The sequence below is a fragment of the Asaia astilbis JCM 15831 genome (assembly GCF_000613845.1).
Lineage (GTDB): Bacteria > Pseudomonadota > Alphaproteobacteria > Acetobacterales > Acetobacteraceae > Asaia > Asaia astilbis.
Genome location: NZ_BAJT01000006.1, coordinates 16,955 through 33,249 on the forward strand (window position 1 = coordinate 16,955; position 16,295 = coordinate 33,249).

Below are 16,295 nucleotides of genomic sequence, written 5' to 3' on the forward strand. Positions count from 1 at the left end.
ACGAACCTATATGACTGCGTATCGTTTGGCGCATGTTGTAGGAATGCAACGCTAATCGGGCCTGAACCCGACTCATTCCTGAAGCATGCACCGGTAGAACACGCACCCATGGCGTGGCATCCCGAGCGACCGAAGGGCGGCGAGGGAAAGGCTCACCTGGGCGACGGTTGAGACTATTCAGGCCGCGCCCGTAGCGCGACGCATTTAGGAGTTTTTTCGATGGCCCAGGCACAGAATGACCAGATGCTGAACCTTCTCCGCGACACCATTGTATCGCTTGTCCGCAAGGACGGCCCCGACCTTTCTGCGCGCCAGCTCGGCGTCTTTCTGACCTGCTATCTGCAGGACGGTGCGCATACGGTGCGCGGGCTTGCTCAGGACCTCAACGTTTCCAAGCCAGCCATTACCCGTGCGCTCGACCGCCTTGGCGAACTCGATCTTGCTCGTCGCAAGGTTGATCCGCTGGATCGCCGTTCGGTGCTGGTGCAGCGCACGCTCAAGGGCTCTGCTTTCCTGCGCGAGATGCGCTCGCTCATGAGCGAGGCAACGACCGGCGCTGTCAAGCCGACAGCGAAGACCGGACGCGGTACTGTCGAGCGCATGAATGTGCGCCGCATTGCCGGTTAATATCTGACGCGATACCGGGAACAAGGACTCTCTTTCTCAAGAAGTTGCCCTTCTGGAATTGTACAAAAAGCCGCTTCCTGAAAGGGAGGCGGCTTTTCGTTTTTGAGGCAGAGGGGATTTGACTTAGGCCCGCTTCCAGGCGCGCTCTGTCAGAGCAAGACGTTTTGGCGAAGGGGCAACGAAGATGGCTGGGGATCGTGAGTTCGAGAGCGAAAGACTGAGTTTTCGTCTGCCGACGAGACCAGATTTCGCAGAGTTCGCAGCGATGCGGAGGGAAGATGGGGTTGTCCGATACACCTCCAGAGTGCCGTCACCAGAAGCCGAAAGCTGGGATCGATTGATGCGGTATCGTGGTTTTTGGGAGGTCCTGGGATTTGGTTTCTGGATCCTCAGAAAGCGTAAAACCGGCGATTTCGTGGGGGTCGTCGGTTTCGGCGAGGCCCGTCGTGGCGTGTCGCCTTCGCTAGACGGCATCCCTGAAGCGGGTTGGTTGCTGACAACTCGTTGCCAAGGCAAGGGTTATGGCAATGAGGCGATCGCTTCTGCCTGTGCGTGGCTCGACCGCGAGACATGTTTCGAGCGTACGCGGTGCATGATCGACCCGGAGAATCTGGCCTCTCTCAAAGTCGCAGCCCGCAACGGCTTTGTTGTGCTGGCAAGCTCAACCTTTCGGGGTGAGCCTGTTCGGATTCTGGAGCGCCGCAAACCAGTCTAGCGAGGGGGTCTCGTTCTTCGGATCGTGCTTGAGGATAATCACCATTTGCCGAGAAAGGCTGTACGGGCGCGTCTGACGACAAACAGCGTCCAGAGCAACTGAGGGGCTAAGAGAAGACCCAGCCTCAGGCCAAGAGGCCAGTCTTGCACGCAAATCAGCCCCCCCCCAGAGGACGAAGCTCCAATACAGCAAACTCACAAACACCGGCGAAATCCCGGTGCGCGTAGCGAGCTGATAGAGATGGCTTCGATGCGCCTGCGCCAGAGGATCGCCCGCCAGCGCGCGCCGAACCAGGGTGAAGGACACGTCGTACAGAATTCCCGAGAGCAGGAACGCCACAATCAGGGGATGAGGCGTTCTCAGTGCGGCTTCGATTCCAAGCCATGACAACGCAAGCCCGGCTCCCTGACTGCCCACATCGCCCATGAAAATCCGTGCGCGGGGGAAATTGAACGGCAGGAAAGCGATCAGACAGGCGGAGAGGACGAGGGCCGCATGGCCAAGTCCCTCAAGACCGGCCTTGTGGAAGATGGCGGCGACAATGAGAGCGCTCAGAGCCATACTGCCTGCGGCAAGGCCGTTGATGCCGTCGATAAAATTGATCGCGTTTGTAACATAGACGAGCCAGCAGAACCCGACCACGCCAAAAAACAAGGCAGGCAGAACCGATGAGGTGTGGACGTCGAAATATCCGGAAGCCAGGCCAAGCAGAATCATCAATGCGGCCAGCCCCTGGACGCCAAGCTTGAGCGCGGCGCGATAGGAGTGAATGTCGTCCAGCCACGAAAACAGGGCGAGCAACGCGACGGCCATGAGGGGAAGCAGGAGCGCTGCGCCGGGAAGGTCGCCGCGTGAGAGGAGTTGGCTGATCGGGAAGATGAGGAGAAAGGCAATGACGATACCGATTCCTCCACCTTTCGGCGTCGGGCGCGTATGGGAGCTGCGATGACCCGGTATATCCATCACCCCGACACGAATCATGTGGCGAATGAGAGCTGCGCTGATACCGGCGGCGCTGAGACAGCAAAGAAACAGTGATATCATCGTCAGATCCGCATTTTTTTTTCGAAACCGAGATAAAAGCCCGGTGAGAGGCCATCGCGAAAAGAAGTCTTTCGGGGCTATAAGTGTCGGGTGAACGCGAAGCAACATTCCCTTGGTCCGGCCCCGACACCTCAGTCTCCGCCAGGACGCCGTCGATCCTCAGGTCGCATTGCGATCAATGTCCTTGCCGATGGCTTGATCTCCGCTCTTTCTGCGCCTGCCGCCCGGTTTCTGGCAGCGCCCCATGACGGGTTGTTGCACCCGCTCTGGTTCGTCATGGGGGGCGCGATCACGCTTCTCGTCAGCGGCCTGCCGTTTCGAATTCCCCAGCAATACTGGCGGTTTTCTGGCGTGGCTGATCTCAGGGGGATTGCCGCTGCGTCTGTTGCCGGAGCGGCCCTGTTTTCGCTCATGCTGTATCTGACCGGCTTTCCCCTGCCGTCACCCACGTTTCCTCTGATTCACGCGCTTGTTCTTTTGATCGGCCTTGGCGGTGGGCGTCTTTTGACGCGTGTTTACGGTACGATGCGTCAGCAGGCTCAGGGCCAGAAAGTCAGCGTTCTTCTCGCTGGATCAGACCTGAGTGCCGATCTGTTCATGCGTGCCTTGCAGCGTGTCTCAGATCGCCATTATCACGTCGTGGGACTGGTCACCCGATCGCCTGGACAACAGGGACGACGCCTGCACGGGGTGCCGATTCTTGGTGTGGCTGACAGTCTGCCCGCGGTGCTGGAACGCATGGCTCTTAGCGATTCCCTGCCGGATAGCGTGATCGTCACCGATCCGGAATGGCGTGGGTCGCAGCTTTCAGTGGTGCTGGATGCGGGCCAAGCACACGGTATTGCCGTGCAGCGCGCACCCTCCCTGACAAGTTTGATGCCGGCGCAGGAAATCCAGATGCGACCTATCGCACTGGAAGACCTTCTGAACCGGCCTGAGGTGCCCCTCGACCGGGAAGGCATGGCCCGACTGATTCAGGGGCAGGTCGTACTTGTCACAGGGGCTGGTGGGACGATCGGGTCGGAGGCGGCGCGTCAGGTTGCGCAATTCGGGCCGAGCCATCTTTTGCTGCTGGATCACGGAGAATTCGCCTTATGGCAGATCGACCTTGAACTGTCCGAGTTGTACCCCTCGGTCGCCCGTCAGGTCATCGTTGCCAATATTCGGGACTCTCAGCGCATCGATGAGATTTTTGCGCTGTACAAGCCCGCTCTGGTGTTTCATGCGGCGGCGTTGAAACATGTGCCCATCGTTGAAGCCAATCCCTGCGAGGGCGTGCTGACGAATGTGATCGGAACGCGCGTTGTTGCCGATGCCGCCATTCGGCACGCGGCGTCAGCTATGGTTCTGATTTCAAGCGACAAGGCTGTGAACCCGTCTAGCGTCATGGGCGCGACGAAGCGCTGTGCCGAGATCTACTGTCAGGCGCTGGCGGTTGCAGCGGAAGCGCGGGGCTCTGATTTCCGCTGTGTCACGGTTCGGTTTGGCAACGTGCTTGGCTCGACCGGCTCCGTTGTGCCTCTGTTCCGTCGTCAGTTGGAGCAGGGCGGCCCCCTGACTGTGACCCATCCCGACATGACCCGTTACTTCATGACGGTGCCAGAGGCAGTTGGACTTGTGTTGCAAGCCAGCGTGAGAGGAACGGCGCTGCGCAAGCAGACGGACGAAACCGATCAACGTCTGCAGCAAGGGGGCATCTTTGTCCTCGATATGGGGGAACCGGTTCGTATTCTCGATCTGGCTCGGCAGATGATTCGTCTCGCCGGGCTCAAGCCGGACGAAGATGTTGCGATCCGGTTTACAGGGCTTCGTCCTGGCGAAAAACTCTATGAAGAACTGTTCCACGGGCGAGAGGCTCCGGTACCGACCGATGCGCCGGGGCTCAGAATGGCAACGCCGCGCCTGATAGACCTCGAGGCAGCTGCAGCGTTGCTACAGACGCTTGAAGCGGTAAGTCTGCGTGATGACGTGCCGAGCGCCCTGAGCGTGATCAAGGAAATTGTGCCTGAATTTGCTCATAATCCGCTTGGCGAGGTGCGGCTTCCGAAAGCAGCACCAACCGCTGATCGCGAAGCGATGACCGACAGGGCCTCTTGAGGCAATGCGAGCCGAGGCGCAGACTTCGGAAAACAGTGCGGCTATGCGATAACGCGTCGCATGACGAGGGTCGCCACCGGTGGCTGAAGATGGAAAACAAGGTGCAATGAACGAAAAAGCCCCCATCCCCTTTCTTGATCTGACCAGACAGCAAGCCCGTCTCGGAGCGCCTCTGCGTGAGCGTATCGATGCTGTCCTTGCGCATTGCAAGTTTGTCATGGGCCCCGAGGTCGAGGAGCTCGAGGATCGTCTTTGCGCCTATAGCGGTGCGGCTCATGCCGTCAGCGTGTCTTCTGGTACCGATGCCCTGCTCATGGTGTTGATGGCCGAGGAAGTCGGTCCGGGCGACGCGGTCTTTCTGCCTGCCTTTACGTATACGGCGACGGCAGAAGTGGTCCTGCTCCTCGGCGCGACGCCGGTTTTTGTCGATGTGGAACCCGCAACTTTCCAGATCGATCCTGCGAATTTGACGGAACGGATCGCGTCTATCCGCGCGCAGGGCGAGCTCGAACCGCGGGTGATCATCGGCGTCGATCTTTTCGGGCAGCCTGCTCCCTGGGAAAGCCTTCGACGCATCGCTGCGGCTGACGATCTGGTCCTCATGGCCGATTGTGCCCAGGCTTTCGGAGCCTCGCTCGAGGGACGCAAGCTCGGTTGCGAAGCTTTGGCCACGACGCTCTCCTTCTTTCCGTCCAAGCCTCTTGGCGGTTACGGCGATGGCGGCGCTATTCTGACCGATGACCCGGAGCGTGCCGCTCTCTATCGGTCGCTCCGTAGCCATGGTGAGGGACGTACCCGTTATGAGGTGCTGCGTATCGGTCTGAATGGACGGCTCGACACGCTCCAGGCCGCGGTGCTTCTTGCCAAGCTGGATCGCTTCGATGAGGAGCTGATGCGTCGTGATGCGATCGCGCGTGTATATGACGAAGCCCTGTCAGGGCTCGTCACGACGCCCCATCGTGTCCCGCAGTCTGAGAGTGCCTGGGCGATCTACTCGATCCTCCTTCCCGATGCGGAGAAGCGTGATGCGCTTCAGGCTTATCTCGGCACGCAGGGGGTTCCGAGCGTGGTCTATTATCCGAAGCCCCTTCATGAGCAGCCCGCCTATTCGGAACATCATGATGAGAGTGTCTCACTTGCGGTGTCCGAGCGCCTCGGCTCTCAAATTCTCGCTCTTCCGCTTCATCCCGAACTGACCGACGAAGAAGTGGCGCGCGTCGTCTCTGCTGTCAAAGCCTTCTTCGCGCAGGGGCAGGCAGCATGAGGAAGGAAACCCTTCTCGTTATCGGCTTTCTGGCGCTCGTCCTCTCTACCGTTGCCGTGATCTGGTCGTTCGCGTTGCCTGCGTTGCGCCCGCTCAAATTCGAGACTCTGAGCGATGTTACGTTGACGATTGAACAGACAGGCCAAACCCGGGCGCTGAATGCGCAGGAGACCGGATTACTCAACCACTGGTTGCAAAACCATAAGATCCATTGGGCTCCTTTGACGTCGCCAGCGCCGTCAACCGGCGATGTAGTGATCAGAGGGCGTAACCTGACGGGGGCGCTTTCGAAATGGCCTTGTGGACGGGCGTGAGTGGCGCCGACTGGAATAATACTGCCATCACGCGTGTGGATCAGGCCGCTCGTTTGAAGAAGAAGAGCTTTAGCGAAGAAGATTGGGCGGATCTCCGCCACCTGATTGATGGGCAAGGGTACGATAAGAGCACGGTTCCGTAAGCCGAAAAGAGCAGGAGGACAGGTTGGGTCCTCGATCCTGACGCGTGACGAGTTCCATCATGAAAAGGAGGGGAGGCATGCTTCCTCCCCTCCTTTTTTGCGTCAGGCCATCTTCGCGAGCCTGCCCGTCTCATTGATGAATCGATAAACCTCGGCGCTGAAGGGGGCTTTGGCGGTCTCGCTCTGCCATTGATCCATTTCCGAATACATTTTGGCGGCCTTGGTCCAGTGCTCTTTGCCCAACGCTTCGATCATGGGGTTCTGAAGCGCCATCCACTCGTTTAAAAGCTGGATAGATTCTGGCGAGCCCGGTGCAACATCGGACGCGATGGCAAGCTCCACGCGTGAGATCAGTGCGCTCCAATCCTGCTCGTACTGCGTGCGTGCTTCGCCCGGGAAAAGGCGTGAGCCGACGTCGCGCCAGCGCTCCCACTCTTCTTCGCTGAAGTATTGTCTGGCCACATTCTTGAGATCGTTCTGGGTCATGATGTCCTGTGCCTCTTTGATGAGAGAACAGAGACTGTCGACGTCCAGCGCATCGCGCGTTTCCAACAGGGTCATGGTGTGCCGCAAGCGACTCAGCATGGCTGAGATCTGCTTGTGCTTGGCATTGAGCTGCAGGATCTGGGTTTCGACGAGGCTCCGGGCATCGAGAGAGGGGGTCAGCATCGCTGTTGAGATCGTTGAAAGGGGGTATCCTGCCTGACGCAAAACAAGGATGCGGGTGATCCGGGTGACTTCCTCACCCCCATAGACGCGTCTTCCGGCCTCGGTACGCTTGGCTGATAAGTCCCTTCGCCTCAAGATAACGCAGGCTGCGTATTGAGAGTCCTGATTGGATCGACATTTCACCGATCGATCGGTTTCGCGTCATGCTGTGCCCCTTTTCTCTTTGCCGCCGCGAGGATGCCTTGCTGACATAGGGGGAGGAGCAAGCAGAAAAATCAGATTTTTTGAAGCTGCGTTATCGCGACGTTCCGGCAAAGGAAGATACGCCTTAACCTCTGAGACAAGTCGGAAAAGAAAAGCGTCGTTTTGCGTTTTCTGTCGCCTGCAGGAGGCGAGATCTGGCTGATCGACAATCAGCCAGACCTGAACATTTAGAGTGTGTCGTTAGTCTTCGTCGTCATGCGCCAGGGGCGCGTCGCCCATGGTTTTGCCTGTGCGCATGTCATCGGCAAGTGGTGCCGTAGCCTGATCACCGATTGCAAGCAGAGCGGCGGTGAGAGGCGAGGCGAGGATCAGACCCGGAACACCGAGAATGGTGCCGAATACGGTCTGCGCCAGAATAGCGAGCGCCGGAGGCATATGGACCGCGTGGCGCTGGATGATAGGGGCCAGCACGTTGCCTTCAAGGAATTGAATGACGGCATAGAGCGCGGCGACCATCAGCCCGGTGCGCGTTCCCTGAGAAAGCGCAATCAGCAGGGCGGGGATCGCTCCCATGATAGCGCCGATATAGGGAATGAAATTACACAACCCGGCGACAACACCCAGAGCCATGGCAAGGGGAACGCCCAGAAAGGCGAGGCCGATACCGGAGGCGATGCCGACGACGAGCATGTCGAGGGCCTGGCCGATGGTCCAGGACCAGAGCGTCGTCCCTGCGGTCAGGATCAGTTCGCGTGCCTTCGGGCGATGTCCTTTCGGAACGAGACGCAGCATCCCATCGACATAAATCGCGGGAGAAAGGGCGAAATAAAGTCCAGCGATGACGATCACAGCAAGAGTGCCAAGAAGACCGAAGGCGCTGCTCAGAATGCCTGTGACGGAATTGGCCAGACCAGCTCCGAGCGACGCCCCACCTCCTTGTTCGTTACCGCCAAGTGATTTCGGAAGGTGGTCGAGCGCGAATTGTCCCCAGGTGCTCGATCCCATTTTCCCGCGCAACTCGCCATACTGCGTGATCAGGGCCTGTTTGAGCTTGACGAACTGGTCGCTGATCTGCGGTCCGCTGAAGTAGAACAATGCAGCAATAGCAATCAGGATGACGACCGCTACAAGGCCGACTGCGAGTTGATAGGGAACGCGCGCCTTGTCCCGTAGGATACGCGCCAGTCCGTGCAGAATGACCGCAAATAATGTTGCCGCGAAAACGACCATGAGCACATCGCCCAGCAGCCAAAGTCCCAGGATGACAACAGTAACGATGAGAGTAAAACGCAGAATTCGAAAGATCTGCAGCAATTCGCGACTGGCGCTCGGCGCGTCGTCAGAGTGAGTTTCAGACATCTTTTTCCGTTCTCGTAAATCGGTTCACAGTGTAACGAAGGTCATCAGCTCTGGTTCGCCTGTTCGATCTCGGCTTCTGCATTCATCCAGCGTTCCTCTGCGGCCTGTTCTTCAAGAGTGAGGGCGGCAAGCCTGGTATTGAGTTTTGTGATTTCATGGGCATCGCTCTTTTCATAAAGAGACGGATCCGCAAGCCGCGCCTCAATCTTCGCCCGTTCCTTGCCAAGTTGTTCCAATAGATGCTCCGCGGCCTTGGCTTCCTTGCGAAGGGGGGCCAGTGCCCGTCTTTGCTCCGCACGATCGCGGCGAATGTCTTTGCGTGCTGAATTGTCGGGAGCGTTGTCCATTCTGGTTTCGCTCGCCGCCTTTCTGGCGCGCTCGATCAACCAGTTCCGGTAGCCATCCATGTCATCGTCGAACGGTGTGATCGTACCGTCGTCCACAAGCCACAGACGATCGGCGACTGACTCAACGAGATGGGAATCATGGCTGATCAACACCACAGCGCCTTCGAAGTCGCACAAGGCGCGGATCAATGCATCGCGTGCGTCGAGATCCAGATGGTTTGTCGGCTCGTCGAGCAGGAGAAGATGAGGTGCGTTGCGGGTTGCCAGGGCAAGAAGCAGTCTCGCTTTTTCGCCGCCCGAAAGATCTCCGACCCGGGACTCTGCTTTGCCGGCATCAAGGCCAAAGCGATCGAGCTGCGCACGCACGGCGACCGGCGTTGCGTCGGGTAGAGCACGGCTCATATGGTCGATCGGCGTATCGGTCAGAACGAGCTCGTCACTTTGATGCTGAGCGAAATAACCGATGCGCAGACGCGAGGAATGGTGCGCTTCGCCTGAGAGAGGAGCGAGGCGGCCCGCAAGCAGCTTGGCGAAAGTCGACTTGCCTTTGCCATTCTGCCCAAGCAGCGCGATGCGATCGTCCAGATCGAGGCGGCAGGAGAGATTGGAGAGTACGGCCTGACCGTTATAGCCCACCGAGACCTTGTCCAGTGTCAGCATGGGGGGAGGCAGGGCGACCGGTTCCGGAAAGGAAAAACGTGTCGGGCTGTCCTCGACGACTGAGTCGATCTGGGGCAGCCGGGCCAGCGCTTTCAAGCGCGCCTGAGCCTGTCGGGCTTTTGTGGCCTTGGCACGAAAGCGGTCGACGAAAGATTGCATATGGGCCCGTTGCGCCGAAAGTCGCTCGGCAGCACGGTTTTGCTGTAGAGCCTGCTCGGTCCGGATACGGATGAATTCGTCATACCCCCCCGGGGTCAGGCTGATTTTCCCCTTGTCGAGGTGAGCAATTGAATCGACCACGCTATCGAGCAGGGATCGGTCATGGCTGACCACGATGGCGGCCCCGGAGAATGATTTGAGCCAGTTTTCGAGCCAGATCGTCGCTTCGATGTCCAAATGGTTTGTTGGCTCATCGAGCAGGAGAAGATCGGGGCTGAGAAAGAGCGCTGTCGCCAGCCCGACGCGCATGCGCCAGCCGCCAGAGAAGGATGAGACGGGTCGTTGCTGCGCCGCGTGATCGAAGCCCAGACCCGAGAGGATACTGGCCGCGCGCGCCGGTGCCGTATGGGCATCGAGCACAAGGAGCCGCTCGTGAATATCTGCCAGAAGGGTGGGGTCCGACGTTGTCTCAGCTTCGTGCAGCAGGCGAGCGCGTTCGAGATGACCGGCAAGAACAGTCTCGATCAGCGAGGCGTCTCCTTGCGGGGTTTCCTGCTTCACGCGTCCCATGCTCGCCCGGTTCGAGAGCTGGATCGACCCTCCATCGAGGGATAGATCGCCCGCTATCGCTGCCAGAAGGTCGATTTTCCGACGCCGTTGCGTCCGACCAATCCGATCTTGCGACCAGGGTTGACGGCCAGAGAGGCGCTGTCGAGCAGGACTCTTCCGGCGATGCGCAAGGTCAGATCGGTGATGGTCAGCAGGCTCACAGTTTAGTCCCCGGTGGAATGGACGCGTTTTGATGCCATGCGGACTATCAGGAACGCGTGTTTTGCTCTAGGGGAGGGGCGTTCATCGCTTTTCTTTTTTATGCAGGAGATGCCCCCATGGCCCTGGAACGTACCCTTTCGATTCTTAAGCCTGACGCGACCCGTCGTAACCTGACCGGCAAGATCAACGCCGTGTTCGAAGAAGCCGGTCTGCGCATCGTTGCGCAAAAGCGCATCAAGCTGACCGAAGATCAGGCAAAGGCCTTCTACGCGGTTCACGCAGAGCGTCCGTTCTACGGCAGCCTCGTTTCTTCCATGCTCGCCGAGCCGGTTGTGGTGCAGGTTCTGCAGGGTGAGAACGCTGTTGCGCGTCACCGTGAAGTCATGGGCGCAACCAATCCGGCTCAGGCTGCAGAGGGAACGGTTCGCAAGCTTTACGCCGAGAGCATCGAGGCAAACTCGGTTCATGGCTCTGACAGCCTCGAAAACGCCAAGAACGAAATCTCCTTCTTCTTTGCTGAGACCGAAATCGTCGCGTGAGAAGTGGATATGCTCAATTGGCTAATCCGACCTGCAAGGTCTGACGTGCCAAATTTTTGAGCAAACGCTGCGAATGTTGAAGAAGGGCGGCCTTAGGCCGCCCTTCTTTTATATGTGTCCAGTGATTTTAATGAATAATGCCAAACATGACGCGACGTTTAGATCGGCATCAAGTCTCTGAGCGCCTTATGTTGAGAGCAATCTCGGCGACGAACAGCTTAATTGCCAAATTCCCATCACTTTGCCTTAAATGGTGCGGTGAGAATCTTCAGGTAAAAAATTGCAACTCTGCAAATCGAAAAAAATTTTATGAAGATATTACATTAAATGTCTCGGTCATCTGGTGGTGCAAGAGAAAATAGAGAGCAAATCGACCTCGTGAAACGCGATACTGTCATCCCTTTCCCAAAGAGGCCGCGACGTCCCAGCGTGTCATCTGCGAAGATGAGCGATCCCGGGATTGTAGTCAGGGCAATCGACGGTCGAATACTCGACAAGATGGGCATGTCCGGAACGGAGTGCTGCTATATCCTATTACCTGAGGTGGAGACGATTACGTTGGAATATCCAGCGGCCGCTCAGGACGGCGGAGGCCCCGGAGAGGCCTTCATCAAGATTGGAAAAGTGATTTTGTCGGAGGCTGATGCTGTGACCGAGATCGCTGTATCTGAGGAGGAACGCGCAGCCAGTGAGGGAGGGATGCGCTGGATCGACCCGGGGAAGACATTATTTCTGGCGCGCCAGTCACCTGCGCATGTCGCGCTTATCTCTCTGAAACTTGTGTTCTCTCATGACTGAGCTCTTCGTCGCCTCGACCGTATAGGACAGTGAATGTCATCATCTCGGATCGTCACTCAGAAAGTCTCTGGCCGTTTTCAGTAGCCGTCCATCGATCGCCGCAAGCCCCGCCCCGATGATGATGAGCCCGGTGATGGCATACCACCTGATTGTTTCTCCCAGCAGGCATACGCCCAGTAGGAGTGCTGTGACGGGAAGCAGGAAGGTGACGAGAGACAGATTCGTCGCTCCTGCTGTTGCCAGAACCCGGAAATAAAGGATGAATGCGAGCGCAGTGCTCAAAAAAGCAAGTCCGGCAAAGGCGCCTATGACTGACGAGGAGGGGGCTGGAAGCCCCCAGGGGCGGTCGAAGAGCAGTGAAAGCGGAAGCACGATCATCGTGCTCGCGGTCAGCTGCCCGGTTGCAATCTTCAGCGGTGCCATTCCGCGAAATTTGCGCCCGTAGACGCCTCCAAAGCCATAGCTGAGCGCAGCAAGAAGGCAGGCACCCTCGCCCAACAAGGAGTGATGGATCTCACCGTCGATCAAAGCAGGAGCCACAAGAAGGGCGACCCCAAGGAACCCGAGGACAATACCGATCACCTTGCCCCATTGGAGTTTCTCGTCATGGGTCTGAAAATGGGCACCAAGAATGGTGAACACCGGTGTGGTCGCGTTCAGGATGGCGGCAACTCCGCTTGGGATCAGCGTCTCTCCGAACGCGATCGCCGAAAAGGGAATAACGTTGTTCAAGGCCCCCAGCAAAAGCAACTTGCCCCATAAGCCAGGCTCGCAAGTCAGGCGATCTCGCTTCGACAAGAGAAAAAGGTTCAGGGCCATCGCCGCGAGGCCGACCCGGCCCAGAACCACCGTGAAGGGGGGAATGGTGGCGACCAGCACTTTGTAGAATAAGAAGGAGCCGCCCCATAGCAGGGCAAGCAGAAAGATAAGCGACCATTCCTCGACGCTCATCCGTCTCTCTGCGTGTTCGCGCACCTGCCTCTCCCAATCTGAACTCTCGATAAAGCTGCGCCACCCTCAGGCAAAGTCAACAGAGTTTGTGCGAAGGCTGTCGCCGGGAGTTTGCTTGGCGGTCACCATCAGGGTGCTTGCGTCAGTGTCAGGCGTGGTTTCACGTCAGTCACCAGAATGAGGCTATTGTCGGTTCAAAACGGCCCTTACCGCACAAGGCAGCTTCACCTGTTATCCGACCGGCGTTCGCGTGATCGACGAAAGCGGGCATCTCACATAGCTCGGCATGATGGGTTTCTGTCTCGCACAGTAAGGATTGGTGCCAGAGAGGCGCTTGCTGACGGGGAGGAAAGTGGTTGGGTGTAATAATTATTAAGAACTTATAAAAATGATGAGATATTTCCGAGAAGCATGTATTTAAATATTTTTACCGGAAATACTTAGAAATAATATCCATATTAAGATTATATGATAGCGTAACGGCATCTGTTGATGTTGTCCCGTATTTATGGATAACGGGATCATACTCATGGATATTGGACGATCACTCCATATCTATTTCATAAAAACAAAGCATTTCTCCTGTTGTGGGAGACTTGCGCCAAAAGTGAGGGTGCAGACAATGAGCGTCAGGGTTGTATTTGCGCGTCGTCAGGTCGTGTTGTCGTTCGGTGCGGTTCTGCTGAGCATGACCGCCTTGACGCAGCAAGCATTGGGGCAGGGCGTGCAGGCGCATCCCACTCCCTCTTCCAAGGCCGCGAAGACGTCGCTTGTGACCCTTCCCCAGAATGCGAAATCCGTTTCCCAATCCCGTATGCAGACTGTGCGCTCTGTTCAGGCTGGTAAGGGAGAGAAAATCTCTGTCCGGGGTATACGGTCGGCCTCCGAGACGCAGCTTGCGTCGCATAACGACGTCTCGGTCGTCGATGCCAATTTCATCGCGCATCATCCAGATACGAATATCGCAGAAACCCTGGCGCGCTTGCCCGGCGTCAACGTCCTCTCCACGACGGTCGGTGGGAGCATTGGTGGTACGGCGTCGATGATCGATAACGCCTCGCGGGGTGAGGGGCAGTTTATTTCTGTTCGGGGTATTGGACCGGATTACACGCTTAACCTGATCGACGGCGTTAATGTTGCGACGGCGAAACCCGCCAGCCGTCAGGTTCAGCTCTCCTTGATGCCGCCGCTTGGGTTCTCGCAGGTCGTCGTGAGCAAAACCGGTCAGGCATCTGATATGGGGGAATGGATCGCGGGGTTTGTCGATTTTCGCACGCCAAGCGCTTTCGAACTCGGCCATGATGTCATTTCCCTGAAGGGCCGTGGCGATTTCGGTGTTCAGGGCTATGATTACGGGCTCTATCGCGGACCTTTTAATGGCGGGGGTATCGCTCAGGGAGAAGTGAGTAAGGTACTCGGACCCGAAAACCGCTTTGGGGTGCATGCACTGGCCTATTACCAGTCTCGTAATTTCGCCAGTCAGGCGAGTAATCAGAACGAGGGGAACTGGGACTTTCTGCGGACTGAAACGGGGTCGAACCATGCCCCGCTCAGTACGATTGCTCCCGCAGAGAATATGATCCCCGAGCAGGTTAATCCGCAGGTCTCCTACGGAAATTCGCAGCGTTTTGGGGGTAATCTGGCGCTCGATTGGCGGGGAGATGGTATTTCCCTCTTTGCCAGAGGCACTTACGCGTCCTCAGATACACAGCAAACGACTATCCAGCGCGGCCTTCAATCGACAAACCAGATTGCGGTTGAGCAGCCTGACGGAACCTTCCTGACCGATGAGGCAGGAGTTGTTGGCTCCTATTACGTCAACACAAATCCTGAAAAACAGGATCTTGCGACGATGCAGCTGGGCGGCAAGGTGGATTATCGCTGGTTCCACGCGACGCTGACAGGGTTTGGAAGTTTTGCGTCTGACGATCAGGATGCCATCCAAATTGCCTATAAAAACTACAATCTCGACCCGTCGGGCGAGACGCTTTTATTGAACCCGGTCTATCGGGGGAATCCAGGATTTCCGATTGTGCCGTTGGCTCAGGCGCAGCTCGCCGAAATGAACAATCTCGGTGGCTATGTCCCTCAGACAAACGATAACTGGGGCTTTCCGGGAGTTGAGCGCACAGAATACAAAAACAATCAGGCTCTCGGTGGGATCAAGGCGGATTTTCGGGCAACGACAGGGCAGAGTTTTCTGCCGTCCATTCTGTTCGGTGCAAAATATTATATGAGCGATCGTCATGCGACCAATCGGGATTACTCCTACGACAACCCCGATGGATTGCTGCCTGGTCTCCCGTCATCGCTCGTTGGAAACCGCTTGCAGAACGGCTCACTCTCGTCACCCGTTCTAGGCAAGCTAAAATCCTTGGCAAACTATCAGACCCCTTTACTCGATACAGCCATGCTCGGGCGGTATCTTGAGGGGCTGCCCATGAGTTACGCGAGCGCCTCATACGGTGGTAACTGGACCGGGTCGGCCATACAAACCGCCTATAATGCCAATGTGAATACGCAAAGCGCGCGCGAGCACGTGACGGCCGGATATGTGGCCTTGCCATTTCACTTCGGCATGGTCTCCCTCACGCCGGGAGTGAGGTTCGAGCACTCTGAAATTTCCAATCGCTTCTGGACAGCCAGCTACGACGAGGATGACGCAGTTACCGGCGGCAATTTTGCGTCCAATTCCACGAAATTCAATGAATTCCTGCCAAGTGTGTACGCGACCCTGCGGCCCGACGCGCGCTCGGTGTACCGGGCCTCGTTCGATACGTCCTATGTTCGCCCGAACACGTTCCTTCTGGGCGGTGCCCGAACGGTGACGTCCAACGGCGATAATGTCTTTACGATACAAGAGGGTAATCCGTCGCTCCGTCCGGTAGTCTCGCGCAATTTCGATGTCGGGGGGCAATGGCTGATGCCGGACGGCTCCAGCTTCGCCATTTCGGGTTTCTTCAAGCTGATGTCACACTACCTGTTCGACGCCGGTAATTCGACGCGGAGCGACGGCACTCGCTATCTGAGTGCGAACGGGACCGAGCAGATTTCTCCGACCCTGATCGTGATTACGCCGCGTAATGGAGGAAGCGCCCGCGCGTATGGGCTGGAGATGGCAGCGAATAAACGCCTGTCCTTCCTGCCATCATTCTGGAAAAACGTGTCGCTGTCAGGCAACGCCACGCTCCAGAGGACGCATGCCAATCTGAATCTGGCAGGGATCGGGAACGGGACACCGATCCAGTATGCGCCGTCCTGGATGTTCAATGTATCGCTTGGTTATGACGACCATCGCCTCTCGACCAACCTGTCCTTTCGTAAATCCGGACGGTTTCTCGAAACCTATTACACCTATAGCGCGCAGAACGGTCGTACAGTCGATATCTCGTGGTGGAGTCAGCCGATTCAGCGACTGGATTACTTTCTGGGCTACAATGTGACCAAGCGTCTCAACGTCGCGTTCTCGGCTCAGAATTTGCTCGGGGATGCGAGCTACAGTGCGACCCGTGGGAAGCGTTCGGGTCAAATTCCCCAGATTGTCCTGCCGGGCAGAAGCTTTTTCCTGACCGCAGGGTATAGTTTCTGACGCAGATTTTTGAATCTGGATGGAGCGCGGACAACGCATGATTAT

13 protein-coding genes and 1 pseudogene are annotated in these 16,295 nt (G+C 57.3%); 8 read left to right on the forward strand and 6 right to left on the reverse strand.

The features are described from left to right. The first annotated feature begins 219 nt into the window (after positions 1–219). Together JCM15831_RS05610 and JCM15831_RS05615 are read left to right on the forward strand one after the other, a co-directional pair. The gene (locus JCM15831_RS05610; RefSeq protein ID WP_025823367.1) at positions 220–627 is read left to right on the forward strand and encodes a MarR family transcriptional regulator; all 408 of its coding nucleotides are present in this window, start codon (positions 220–222) and stop codon (positions 625–627) included. Between the two features lie 184 nt (positions 628–811). Further along, positions 812–1,342, forward strand: a complete 531-nt coding sequence (locus JCM15831_RS05615; RefSeq protein ID WP_025823369.1) for a GNAT family N-acetyltransferase — start codon at positions 812–814, stop codon at positions 1,340–1,342. On the opposite strand, the gene JCM15831_RS16935 is transcribed toward JCM15831_RS05615, so the two are convergent. Continuing rightward, the gene (locus JCM15831_RS16935) at positions 1,289–2,386 is read right to left on the reverse strand and encodes a glycosyltransferase family 4 protein (protein WP_051528338.1); all 1,098 of its coding nucleotides are present in this window, start codon (positions 2,384–2,386) and stop codon (positions 1,289–1,291) included. The two genes, JCM15831_RS05615 and JCM15831_RS16935, sit on opposite strands and share 54 nt — an antisense overlap. A 90-nt stretch (positions 2,387–2,476) precedes the next feature. Here JCM15831_RS16935 and JCM15831_RS05625 point away from each other — a divergent pair, with 90 nt between their 5' ends. From JCM15831_RS05625 to JCM15831_RS16940, 3 genes are all read left to right on the forward strand, one after another. Continuing rightward, on the forward strand, positions 2,477–4,483 hold the full coding sequence (locus JCM15831_RS05625; RefSeq protein WP_025823372.1) for a polysaccharide biosynthesis protein: 2,007 nt from the start codon (positions 2,477–2,479) through the stop codon (positions 4,481–4,483). Positions 4,484–4,589: 106 nt separating this feature from the next. Further along, on the forward strand, positions 4,590–5,747 hold the full coding sequence (locus JCM15831_RS05630) for a DegT/DnrJ/EryC1/StrS family aminotransferase (protein WP_025823374.1): 1,158 nt from the start codon (positions 4,590–4,592) through the stop codon (positions 5,745–5,747). Then, the gene (locus tag JCM15831_RS16940; RefSeq protein WP_051528339.1) at positions 5,744–6,061 is read left to right on the forward strand and encodes a hypothetical protein; all 318 of its coding nucleotides are present in this window, start codon (positions 5,744–5,746) and stop codon (positions 6,059–6,061) included. The genes JCM15831_RS05630 and JCM15831_RS16940 overlap by 4 nt, the downstream gene beginning before the upstream one ends. 245 nt (positions 6,062–6,306) lie before the next feature. On the opposite strand, the gene JCM15831_RS05640 is transcribed toward JCM15831_RS16940, so the two are convergent. The 4 genes and pseudogenes from JCM15831_RS05640 to JCM15831_RS16945 all read right to left on the reverse strand — a co-directional run bounded on the left by JCM15831_RS05640 (position 6,307) and on the right by JCM15831_RS16945 (position 10,372). Next, positions 6,307–7,008: a MerR family transcriptional regulator gene (locus JCM15831_RS05640; RefSeq protein WP_198024251.1), complete on the reverse strand. Its 702-nt coding sequence runs from the start codon at positions 7,006–7,008 to the stop codon at positions 6,307–6,309. Further along, positions 6,947–7,078, reverse strand: a complete 132-nt coding sequence (locus JCM15831_RS23900) for a MerR family DNA-binding transcriptional regulator (protein ID WP_373277612.1) — start codon at positions 7,076–7,078, stop codon at positions 6,947–6,949. The genes JCM15831_RS05640 and JCM15831_RS23900 overlap by 62 nt, the downstream gene beginning before the upstream one ends. A 239-nt stretch (positions 7,079–7,317) precedes the next feature. Further along, positions 7,318–8,436 (reverse strand): AI-2E family transporter, encoded by a 1,119-nt coding sequence (locus tag JCM15831_RS05645; protein ID WP_025823378.1) that lies wholly within the window; start codon positions 8,434–8,436, stop codon positions 7,318–7,320. Between the two features lie 44 nt (positions 8,437–8,480). Continuing rightward, a pseudogene (locus JCM15831_RS16945) lies at positions 8,481–10,372 on the reverse strand (ABC-F family ATP-binding cassette domain-containing protein). A 117-nt stretch (positions 10,373–10,489) separates the two neighbouring features. On the opposite strand from JCM15831_RS16945, the gene ndk reads away from it, so the two are divergent. Both ndk and JCM15831_RS05660 read left to right on the forward strand, forming a co-directional pair. After that, positions 10,490–10,912: a nucleoside-diphosphate kinase gene (gene ndk / locus JCM15831_RS05655; RefSeq protein ID WP_025823380.1), complete on the forward strand. Its 423-nt coding sequence runs from the start codon at positions 10,490–10,492 to the stop codon at positions 10,910–10,912. Positions 10,913–11,341: 429 nt separating this feature from the next. After that, entirely contained in the window at positions 11,342–11,710 is a 369-nt protein-coding gene (locus JCM15831_RS05660; protein ID WP_232228010.1) for a hypothetical protein, read from the forward strand. 39 nt (positions 11,711–11,749) lie between these two features. Here the strand turns inward: JCM15831_RS05660 and JCM15831_RS05665 are convergent, their stop codons facing one another. Then, positions 11,750–12,685 (reverse strand): DMT family transporter, encoded by a 936-nt coding sequence (locus JCM15831_RS05665; RefSeq protein ID WP_232228011.1) that lies wholly within the window; start codon positions 12,683–12,685, stop codon positions 11,750–11,752. A 598-nt stretch (positions 12,686–13,283) separates the two neighbouring features. Here JCM15831_RS05665 and JCM15831_RS05670 point away from each other — a divergent pair. Beyond that, positions 13,284–16,250, forward strand: coding sequence for a TonB-dependent receptor (locus tag JCM15831_RS05670; RefSeq protein WP_025823386.1), 2,967 nt, complete (start codon positions 13,284–13,286; stop codon positions 16,248–16,250). Positions 16,251–16,295: the final 45 nt, after the last annotated feature.

Excerpts from the sequence above, each read along its gene's own strand:
- JCM15831_RS16940 (WP_051528339.1), top strand. The coding sequence starts at position 5,744 with ATGAGGAAGGAAACCCTTCTCGTTATCGGCTTTCTGGCGCTCGTCCTC.
- JCM15831_RS23900 (WP_373277612.1), bottom strand. The coding sequence starts at position 7,078 with ATGACGCGAAACCGATCGATCGGTGAAATGTCGATCCAATCAGGACTC.
- JCM15831_RS05615 (WP_025823369.1), top strand. The coding sequence starts at position 812 with ATGGCTGGGGATCGTGAGTTCGAGAGCGAAAGACTGAGTTTTCGTCTG.
- JCM15831_RS16935 (WP_051528338.1), bottom strand. The coding sequence starts at position 2,386 with ATGATATCACTGTTTCTTTGCTGTCTCAGCGCCGCCGGTATCAGCGCA.
- JCM15831_RS05670 (WP_025823386.1), top strand. The coding sequence starts at position 13,284 with ATGAGCGTCAGGGTTGTATTTGCGCGTCGTCAGGTCGTGTTGTCGTTC.
- JCM15831_RS05630 (WP_025823374.1), top strand. The coding sequence starts at position 4,590 with ATGAACGAAAAAGCCCCCATCCCCTTTCTTGATCTGACCAGACAGCAA.
- ndk (WP_025823380.1), top strand. The coding sequence starts at position 10,490 with ATGGCCCTGGAACGTACCCTTTCGATTCTTAAGCCTGACGCGACCCGT.
- JCM15831_RS05610 (WP_025823367.1), top strand. The coding sequence starts at position 220 with ATGGCCCAGGCACAGAATGACCAGATGCTGAACCTTCTCCGCGACACC.
- JCM15831_RS05645 (WP_025823378.1), bottom strand. The coding sequence starts at position 8,436 with ATGTCTGAAACTCACTCTGACGACGCGCCGAGCGCCAGTCGCGAATTG.